The 8,838-nt window shown below is 50.1% G+C and carries 9 protein-coding genes and 1 pseudogene; all 10 read left to right on the top strand.

Going from position 1 to position 8,838, the window contains the following annotated elements:
* On the top strand, window positions 1-1,397 hold a 1,397-nt coding region (locus K2184_RS28540), incomplete at its 5' end, for a DUF2345 domain-containing protein (protein ID WP_439237809.1).
* The gene (locus K2184_RS28535; protein WP_163525864.1) at window positions 1,398-2,204 is read left to right on the top strand and encodes a DUF4123 domain-containing protein; all 807 of its coding nucleotides are present in this window, start codon (window positions 1,398-1,400) and stop codon (window positions 2,202-2,204) included. It begins immediately after the preceding gene.
* 62 nt (window positions 2,205-2,266) lie between these two features.
* Window positions 2,267-2,617 (top strand): hypothetical protein, encoded by a 351-nt coding sequence (locus K2184_RS28530; protein ID WP_163525865.1) that lies wholly within the window; start codon window positions 2,267-2,269, stop codon window positions 2,615-2,617.
* A 91-nt stretch (window positions 2,618-2,708) separates the two neighbouring features.
* A complete protein-coding gene (locus K2184_RS28525; RefSeq protein WP_017146033.1) occupies window positions 2,709-3,284 on the top strand; it encodes a DUF3304 domain-containing protein in 576 nt (191 codons plus the stop codon).
* Complete coding sequence (locus tag K2184_RS28520; RefSeq protein WP_004112480.1) at window positions 3,272-3,922, top strand: DUF3304 domain-containing protein; 651 nt, start codon at window positions 3,272-3,274, stop codon at window positions 3,920-3,922. Before K2184_RS28525 ends, K2184_RS28520 begins: the two co-directional genes overlap by 13 nt.
* Window positions 3,910-4,545, top strand: coding sequence for a DUF3304 domain-containing protein (locus K2184_RS28515; protein ID WP_094963561.1), 636 nt, complete (start codon window positions 3,910-3,912; stop codon window positions 4,543-4,545). The genes K2184_RS28520 and K2184_RS28515 overlap by 13 nt, the downstream gene beginning before the upstream one ends.
* Window positions 4,533-6,950 (top strand): T6SS phospholipase effector Tle1-like catalytic domain-containing protein, encoded by a 2,418-nt coding sequence (locus K2184_RS28510; protein ID WP_094963560.1) that lies wholly within the window; start codon window positions 4,533-4,535, stop codon window positions 6,948-6,950. Before K2184_RS28515 ends, K2184_RS28510 begins: the two co-directional genes overlap by 13 nt.
* A 53-nt stretch (window positions 6,951-7,003) precedes the next feature.
* The gene (locus K2184_RS28505; protein WP_004101503.1) at window positions 7,004-7,261 is read left to right on the top strand and encodes a PAAR domain-containing protein; all 258 of its coding nucleotides are present in this window, start codon (window positions 7,004-7,006) and stop codon (window positions 7,259-7,261) included.
* Window positions 7,258-8,394: a hypothetical protein gene (locus tag K2184_RS28500; RefSeq protein WP_224251330.1), complete on the top strand. Its 1,137-nt coding sequence runs from the start codon at window positions 7,258-7,260 to the stop codon at window positions 8,392-8,394. The genes K2184_RS28505 and K2184_RS28500 overlap by 4 nt, the downstream gene beginning before the upstream one ends.
* Window positions 8,381-8,838 (top strand): annotated as a pseudogene (locus tag K2184_RS28495) (type VI secretion protein VasK); the annotation flags it as partial. The gene K2184_RS28500 and the pseudogene K2184_RS28495, both read left to right, overlap by 14 nt.

Raw genomic sequence — 8,838 nt, 5'->3', positions numbered from 1 at the left:
AGGAACTGAAGGTGAGCGGCGGCGAAGAGGTCACCGGCACCTTCCGGGAGGGGGTGATGATAACCCACCTCCACAGCCGCGCCCGGCGCGACCGCAGTTTTGAGGTGGCCTTCCACGCCATCCCGTACTTAGAAGATTACGGCTTCCGCCCGGCCACTATCGCCAGGCCGGTGATGGCCGGGACGCTGCCGGCGCGGGTCACCAGCACGAAAAGCAGTGATATCTACGGCCATATCGACCGCGACGGGCGTTACAGGGTCAACCTGCTGTTCGACCGCGACCACTGGCAGCCGGGAGAAGAGAGTCTGTGGGTACGCCAGGCGCGCCCGTATGCCGGTGACACGTACGGCCTGCATCTGCCGCTGCTGGCGGGCACCGAGGTGGCCATCGCCTTTGAACAGGGCGACCCGGACCGGCCGTATATAGCCGGTGTCCTGCACGACTCGGCGCACCCGGACCCTGTCACCATCCGGAACTATAAACGTAACGTGCTGCGCACGCCGGCGAACAACAAAATCCGCCTCGACGACGCGCGGGGAAAAGAGCACATCAAGGTCAGCACGGAGTACGGCGGCAAGAGCCAGCTGAACCTGGGGCATCTGGTGGACGGCGGAAAACAGCCGCGCGGGGAGGGATTCGAGCTGCGTACCGACAGCTACGGAGCGATACGGGCCGGGAAAGGGATATTCATCACCGCTGATGCACAGATGAAAGCGCAGGGGCAGCAGCTGGCGATGGAGCCTGCAACCAGCCTGTTGAGGGGGGCGCAAAACCTTATTGCCGGTTGGGAGAGTGTGACGCAAACGCACCGTAATTTCTCACCAGATATGGATACGTTAAAGCAGTTTGTTGAAAAGGCGGACCAGATAAAGAAACCGGTATTGTTGATGGAAGCACCGGAGGGGATAGGGAGCGTTACGCCAGAAAGCATTCTTCTGCACAGTGGCAACGGTTTGTATATGCAGAGTATTGGAGAAGTCAGTATTGCCAGCGAGCAGAGGCTTGCAGTGAATGCCAGCCAGGCGATATCGTTACTTTCCCGCCAGGAAGGTGTTCGTCTGGTATCTGCAAAAGGCCCGCTGAATATCGAATCTCATAGCGATATTCTCTCATTAACGTCTCTTCAGGATGTTACCGTACAGTCCACACAGGGACATCTTCAGCTTACGGCGAAGAATGGTATCACTATTGGGTGTGGCGGCGCTTACATTCGCTTGACTCCGCAGGGAGAAATTGAAATTCATGGACCTGGCCTGTTAAGTCTGAAAGGACAACATAATTTGCAGGGGCCAGCCAGCGAAGATTTTCAGTTGCCCGATCTGCCTTCATCAGTATGTAAAGAATGCCTCAAACGGGCTCAGGAACTGGCTCAGGGTTTTGTGCCGAGGGACGCGTAAATGGACAACATAAAGATCTGGCTGGATAAAATCCAGCTGACGTGTCAGCAGATTGGTCACAATTATGTCGATATGATTATCGATCAGTGCGGCGTGAATTTCTCCGTCATTCCGGCTCTTTCCGGGTTTTCTCCGGCAATAAAATGGCAGTCCCTCTACCAGGGATTGCCGGAGAATATTTACCCGGACGATGCGCCTTTGCTGGTACGTATTGAGCTGGAAGATGCTCAGCAGGTGCAGTGGTTATATGCATTGGCTCGTGAAGCTGTGGCAACAGCGCCTTTACTGGTGCTGGGGTCATCCTGGCGGTTCGAAGTTTTGGCTGAATGGTTGATCCGTTGCATTGATGCGCAGCATGAGGGGCGTGCAGGGATATTTCGCTTCTGGGATACGCGTATATTTTCGTATCTTTTTACCCATGTTCTTAGTGATGAACAGCAAAGTCAGCTCCACAGACCGACATTATTCTGGAGCTGGCTGGATCGCGACGAAGCACCTGTTTTGCTGGAAGGAAACGGGGCAGCATTAGGTGAAGAGGAATTGAGTGAGCAAATCATATTTACTGATAATCAGTTTGAAAGTCTGATGTGTCTGTGTGATGCAAAACAATTATTGGTTTATCTGCCATTACCGAAGAACCTTTTTATGAACAGAGAAAGTGAATTTTCTGCTTGCTTTAAGGCTATGCTGGCTGCGACAAAAGAAGGTGTGCTTTTCGAAGATAAACGTAATGAGTGGGTGGCTGAGTATATTCTTAAAAATAAAATTTATTCTGATGAATGCAGTTCTGGTGTTAATAATCTATAAAGTCATCAGGAGTGGTATTTTCAATAGGGATCATAGCTACTTACATCGGAGGGGTTATGTATTTGGATAGTGATACAAAAGTTATTATCTCTGGAACGGTAATATTACTGGTTGGAATCATTGTCTGGAAAAAACAAAGCTTTTTTATTGCTCTGGTGTTTTGTGTTTTGTTTATCAAAGCGTCTATGATGTTTTTAGCGATAGTTATGCTATTATCCTGGGGAGAGCCGGCAAATTCTTTTTATTTTATATTTCCTGTTATTAGTGTTTTTATCGCTTTGTTTTTTCCTGATAAGCGTTGGCCAAAACATACCGGACACATATACAGATGTTCATCATGCATGAATTTTGTTAACTATAAAATCGATAAATGTCCTCATTGTGGCTCTGACATGGATCCAAAAAATATTTGAAAAAAAAAGACCAAACAATAAGCGGCTATTAGATGACGGTTGAATCTAATGATAACCCTGTTTATCCGGCTAAAATAAGGGAACCTGAGATATGTCTATAATAAAGTCTGATTTAGGCTGGTATCCACCGCAGGGACGATGGCTGACACGCTTTGTTTTTATCGCTGCGGCGATATTGCTGGCTGGTTGTGACAGGCCTGCCAGAGAAAAGAATGTTAGCGGCGGCAGCGGGACCATAGAAGCGGTTAACCATACCCACTGGGCGATAAACCATTTCAGCGTAGACGGGCAGTCAGGGCTGGATATTATCGGCCCCTGGCAGGGCGGCGGCGGTGGCTGCTGTTACGGTGTGCCAACGAAATGGAAACCGGGAATGACGGTGAAAGTGGAATGGGAAACGGGTGTCGGTTATTCAATGGATTTTCCAGGATATGGAGATGACGCTAAATATTTAGAATGGGAAAAAAAAATAAAAGCTCAGAACCAGGAACATAGCCGGATAGTCCCAGTTCCCGATTATACCGGGCAAAAAACCTGCGGAATAAAGGTTCACTTTTTACCCTGCGATCAAATAAAAGTCACCACCAGCTGCTATGACTACGGCAACCCAAATTATCCGATTAAAGATCCGATCAAAATGGAGGAACCCAAAGTATGTCCACAATAAAGCCTGATGCAGTCTGGTATCCTCCGCAGTTTCCAGCACAGGGACGATGGTTCACACGCCTTGTTTTTATTGCTGTGGCGACACTGCTGGCAGGTTGCGATCAGTTGGCGCAAGTGGAAAGTGTCAGCGGCGGCAGCGGCACCATAGAAGCGGTTAACCATACCCACTGGGCGATAAACCATTTCAACGTAGACGGGCAGTCAGGGCTGGATATTATCGGCCCCTGGCAGGGGGGAGGCGGTGGCTGCTGTTACGGCGTGCCGACAAAATGGAAACCGGGAATGACGGTGAAAGTTGAGTGGGAAACGGGTGTGGCTTTTGCCGATGATGTACCTGAAATTCCTGAGCCGAAACGACCTGATACCTCCGGGATGAACGAGAAAAATTATTATCAAGTATGGCAAGTGTATTTTGATGAAAAACAAGAATGGTATAGGAAAATTAAGGCACTGAATAAAGCGCATACAAAAATAGTCCCTGTTCCCGATTATACCGGGCAAAAAACCTGCGGAATAAAGGTTCACTTTTTACCCTGCGATCAAATAAAAGTCACCACCAGCTGCTACGACTACGGCAATCCAAATTATCCGATTAAAGATCCGATCAAAATGGAGGAACCCAAAGTATGTCCACAATGAAGCCTGATGTAGTCTGGTATCCTCCGCAATTTCCAGCACTGGGCCGATGGCTGACACGCCTTGTTTTTATCACTGTGGCGATATTGCTGACAGGTTGCGATCGACCCGCGAAAGAGGAGAGCATCAGTGGCGGTAGCGGCACCATAGAAGCGGTTAACCATACCCACTGGGCGATAAACTATTTCAGCGTAGACGGGCAGTCAGGGCTGGATATTATCGGCCCCTGGCAGGGGGGCGGCGGTGGCTGCTGTTACGGCGTGCCGACGAAATGGAAACCGGGGATGAGGGTGAAAGTTGAGTGGGAAACGGGTGTGGCTTTTGCCGATGATGTACCTGAAATCCCTGAGCCGAAACGTCCTGATACGAAAGCCTCTTACCAAGTATGGCAAGCATATTCCGATAAAAAGGAAGAGTGGTATAAGAAAATTAAGGCACTGAATAAAGTGCATACAAAAATAGTCCCTGTTCCCGATTATTCCGGACAAAAAACCTGCGGAATAAAGATCCACTTTTTACCCTGCGATCAAATAAAAGTCACCACCAGCTGCTACGACTACGATAACCCAAATTATCCGATTAAAGATCCGATCAAAATGGAGGAACCCCAAATATGTCCACAATGAAACCTGATGTAGTCTGGTATCCTCCGCAATTTCCGAAACAGGGACGTTTACCCACACAAGCGGCGTTAGTCGGTCAAAACTGTAAGCAGCAGGACAGCCATGAACTGGCTTACCGCAATGAACATTGCCAGGCGGCGGGTCGACTGGTGGAACCGCCGTGCTGTAAGACGCTGCATATCAGCCTGTTTTTCGACGGCACCGGTAATAATCTGAACAACGATCTTTATATCGACGTTCCTAAACATCCCACCAATATTGCCCGTCTTTTTCGCGCAACCATTGGCCAGGGGCACGCCGGTGGCGTCCAGGGACACGCCGAGGAACTGGTGGATATGGAAGGGACGTCGGGGAATAAATATTACAAGTACTACATCCCTGGCGTCGGCACCCCCTTTCCGGAAGTGTCGGATCTGAATTACAGCACGCCCGGCATGGCCTTTGCCACCTATGGCGAAGAACGAATTAACTGGGCGCTTATTCGCATTATCGATACCTTAAGACGCACGCTGGGCAAACCTGCTTTATCCGATAATGAAAGCTGGAAAGCGGTGAAAGACATGACCTCTCGTACAGAAGATTTCGGGGCTTCAGGTCAATACCGACGTCCAATAGTATTCCGGCAGCTTTTAAAAGATCTGGAACCCGAGCTGAAGCTGGCGTTAAAGCAACCTGAACCCGGTAAACCGAAACTGCTGGGGATTAAGCTGTATGTGTACGGTTTTTCACGCGGAGCGGCGGCGGCAAGGGCCTTTGTCAACTGGCTGGTTGAACTGCTGCCCAATGCTTTCAGAAAAGGAACGAAGCCGGATCTCTGTCTGACGCTGGAAGGCGCTAACTGGAAGGTGCCGCTGAGCGTCGAATTTCTGGGATTGCTGGATACGGTGGCCTCTGTTGGCGTGGCGCATATCGCCCCTCTTGCGGAAGGACATATGGGCTGGGCCGATAATGCAATGGAGCTGCCCGATAACGGCCTGATTAAAAATTGCGTGCATCTGGTTTCCGCTCATGAGCAGCGACTTTGTTTTCCACTGGATTCGATTTGCCGCCATGACGGAACCTATCCGTCCTATGCCAGAGAGATGGTGTATCCCGGTATGCATTCAGATATTGGGGGCGGTTATCCACCTGGTGATCAGGGAAAAGCGGTGGGGGGCGATGACGGTTATTTACTATCTCAAATTGCATTGCATGATATATATGCAGCGGCGTTTAACGCTGGTGCGCCATTGAAGGTGTTCCCAACAGCGTTACCAAAAGATCTCTTACCGCAAACTTGGCGGATAATGCCTGCAGAGTTACAACGAGAATTTTTTGTCAAAGAAGGACTTGTTGCGCGTTTCAACGCCTGGCGTGAATTAACATTAAACCTTCCCTCATCTCTGGAAAAAATAAGTGATGAGAATGCTGCCAGATACGAACCTGTACGTGCATCAGTCAACGTTATTACCGCGCTGGAAGATCAAATCACCTGGATAACCGCCTGGCGTATCGGTCGCTATGCGAGTGGCAACTATACAAAACAGCGGTTTTATATTGATGCAGCCGCAAACGGCATGGATAAAGACAGCGACCCCAAAATTAGAGAGGCTTCCGAACAGGCGCGAGATATAAAACAGCGGAAAGTAGAGAAAACACGGCGTAAAATGCAGGAGTCTGCTGAAAAAGATACCTATATCCCCTATCCGCCGGGGCCGAAAGATTTTGATCCCGCGTTGGGGCAGACGCAGCTGCGCCAGGCTGCGGAAGAATTTCGCGAGGACTATCAGCTAAAACAGCGTGCCGTAACCGGAAACTGGATATATAAGGGAATGGATAAACTGAGTAACCTGGTTTATACCTTCAGCGATGATGATGTAAGTGGCGAATATATAAAGATAAAAAAAGAGGCCAATGAAAAATATTCAATGCTCTTTCCTCCTCAGGGGGAAAGCAGCAACGAGCAACAACCCGGAGGGCTGGTCAGAGCATTATTTGACGATCAGGTTCATGATTCCAGGGCCTGGTTTATGCAGGCGACGCTTGATGCCAGGGAACCGTGGGGAAGTTACTTTTTATACCGGATGATCTATTTCGGTGAGCTGATGAGTAAAAATATTACACCTCTTGTGAAATACGGGCGCTTTATTGAGGGGAGATTTAAAGATACGGTTCCTGACGTTGATTTTATTATCGAGCGAGCTGAGAAAGGAGGGGCTATTATGGGTGAAAACTCCCCGCCTGAAATAAAACAAAAAATATCCGTGGTAAACAGCTCTGCGGATATTCCCCTTACCATGTTGTCCGATCTTCCCCTTCAACCTGCGCTGACAAACGAGCCAGCGGAATTAATCGCCTGGCAGCAACAATCGCGGGAAGCGGAAAAACTGGCCAGTACGAAAGCGGCGATAGCCTCACTGTGGCCATAACGAAATGGCGTTCTGATATACGGATGCCTGTGTAAATAATACAAGGAATAAATATGAAACAGGTAATACGCGAAGGCGATACCCTGCGGGAGTATGGCGGTAAAGTTCTGGCCGGACATTATCTGTGTTTTGGAAAAGGCATTGCCACTAAAGGCGATCCGGTAAAATGCAATAAGCATGGTATGACCACGATTATTGAAGGCAGTTCGCTGTCAAAAGTGGATGGTCAGCCCGTCGCTCTTCACGGACACCGCTGCGCCTGTGGCTGTACGCTGGTGAGTTCTTTTCCCGACTGCGGTATTGCACAGTGAGACCGCTACCTGATTTTCCTGATTATCGCACCGCTAAACCGCCTGCGGCAAAACGCTGGCTGGGGGCCGGAGCATTACTGGTCCCGGCGGTCGGCGCTGCGAGTGCGTTATTACGGGGAACAGATGCAAGCTCCGGGATCGTTTTTGCCGCGATGCTGTTCACGTTAACCGTCATGGGGCTTTTCTGGCTTCTTTCTCTGCTGTATTACCGGTTTTCAATTCACCACTCATCCACCTGGAAAGCGGAGGTGGCACAGGTACAAAGTCACTGGTGGTATCAGCATCGTCGGCAGTTTTCCCTGGAGGATGTGGTGCTGATTGGCCCTGCCGGGGCGGAGATGATGGACTGGTTGCGTTTGCTTAAGCGTGAGCAAAAAGCGCCAGCAGAACGTCAGGAGGCAAACGGTAAAGCGCTGCGTGTGGCGCGTTCTTTTTCTTCCGATGCGACGGAACGTGAAAATCAACTGGCTCGTATGCTGGTACTACAGTGGAAACGGCAGCGCGAAGGCAAAAAATTGGTCTCGCCGCAGCGCTTTTACTGGCAGGGGAGCGAGAGCGTATGGCAGGCGTTTGTTGCACAGATAAAGGACTCTTTTCCAGGCATTGTGCTGCCTGAATTACCGATTATGTGGAAGGGAGAACGTTCACTGTCAGATATTGCAGCCTTTCTGGATTCAGAGGGCGATGGCACGCAAATTCTGGTGGCTGGGTGCCAGTCTGAAGTCCCCTCGGCAGAGGATTTGCTGCCTGCCGGAGAAGCCGCTGCCTTGTGGCTTGTGAGTGCTGAGGGGGCTGTATTGCTCTCACAGGGGGAATATTTTTCCCCATCGGCAACGGAATATTTGAAGGATGTCTGTGAACGAGCACAGAAGCAAAGTGAACTTGACGCAGCACCTGACGCCTGCATTCTTTTTTCTCACCCGCAACAATCTGAACTGGCAGGCAGCGGCTGGAACGTTACTCATCATTTGCAGGACAATTTTTGGGGTAATACGGGAAAACTTGAGGCGCTTGTCGTGATATCACTTGCTGCCATTTTCGCACAAAGCCAGTCGCAACCCTGCGGCTGGATAGCCACTGATCCTTTACACCCCCTGGCGCTTGGAATTGTTAAACCTCATGAAAACAGATAAAAATCAGAAAGAAACTATTTCTGCTGCGTTCACGGTGGTACTTACAGCCGTGGCGATCACGTTCCTTATTTTACTGGGGGGACTGGCGTACTGGTTTTTCATAGGTGACCATGCTGCAAAATGGTCGGTTATCTATCCGATTCTACTGGTGTGCGGTCTTCTCTGGATTGTGCTGGTATGTGTCGTATCTCTGGTTTTTCTGGCGATACATCTTTGGATCATCAGTCGAGCCAGGCGTTCATCAGCGGCTGGACAGAGTACATCAGCAAAGACGCTGGCGTTGAAACGCCCGATGCTATCGAAAGAAATAGCCACCCATCTCCGCCGCCGCTATACCCGTTTCTGGCGCCACAAAGTCCGCCTGCTGCTGGTGGCCGGTGAACCCGCGCACATTGCCGCCATCGCCCCCGGTCTGGCGGAAAAGCAGTGGCTCGAAGGCCACCG

Source organism: Klebsiella sp. K5-306, assembly GCF_051835185.1.
GTDB classification, from domain to species: Bacteria; Pseudomonadota; Gammaproteobacteria; order Enterobacterales; family Enterobacteriaceae; genus Klebsiella; species Klebsiella oxytoca.
Note: the sequence above shows the minus strand (reverse complement) of the source record. Positions and strands in the feature narration are given on the sequence as shown.

Bases quoted from the DNA above. Each gene is read 5' to 3' on its own strand.
- K2184_RS28515 (WP_094963561.1), top strand. From the start codon at position 3,910: ATGTCCACAATGAAGCCTGATGTAGTCTGGTATCCTCCGCAATTTCCA.
- K2184_RS28520 (WP_004112480.1), top strand. From the start codon at position 3,272: ATGTCCACAATAAAGCCTGATGCAGTCTGGTATCCTCCGCAGTTTCCA.
- K2184_RS28510 (WP_094963560.1), top strand. From the start codon at position 4,533: ATGTCCACAATGAAACCTGATGTAGTCTGGTATCCTCCGCAATTTCCG.
- K2184_RS28525 (WP_017146033.1), top strand. From the start codon at position 2,709: ATGTCTATAATAAAGTCTGATTTAGGCTGGTATCCACCGCAGGGACGA.
- K2184_RS28505 (WP_004101503.1), top strand. From the start codon at position 7,004: ATGAAACAGGTAATACGCGAAGGCGATACCCTGCGGGAGTATGGCGGT.
- K2184_RS28535 (WP_163525864.1), top strand. From the start codon at position 1,398: ATGGACAACATAAAGATCTGGCTGGATAAAATCCAGCTGACGTGTCAG.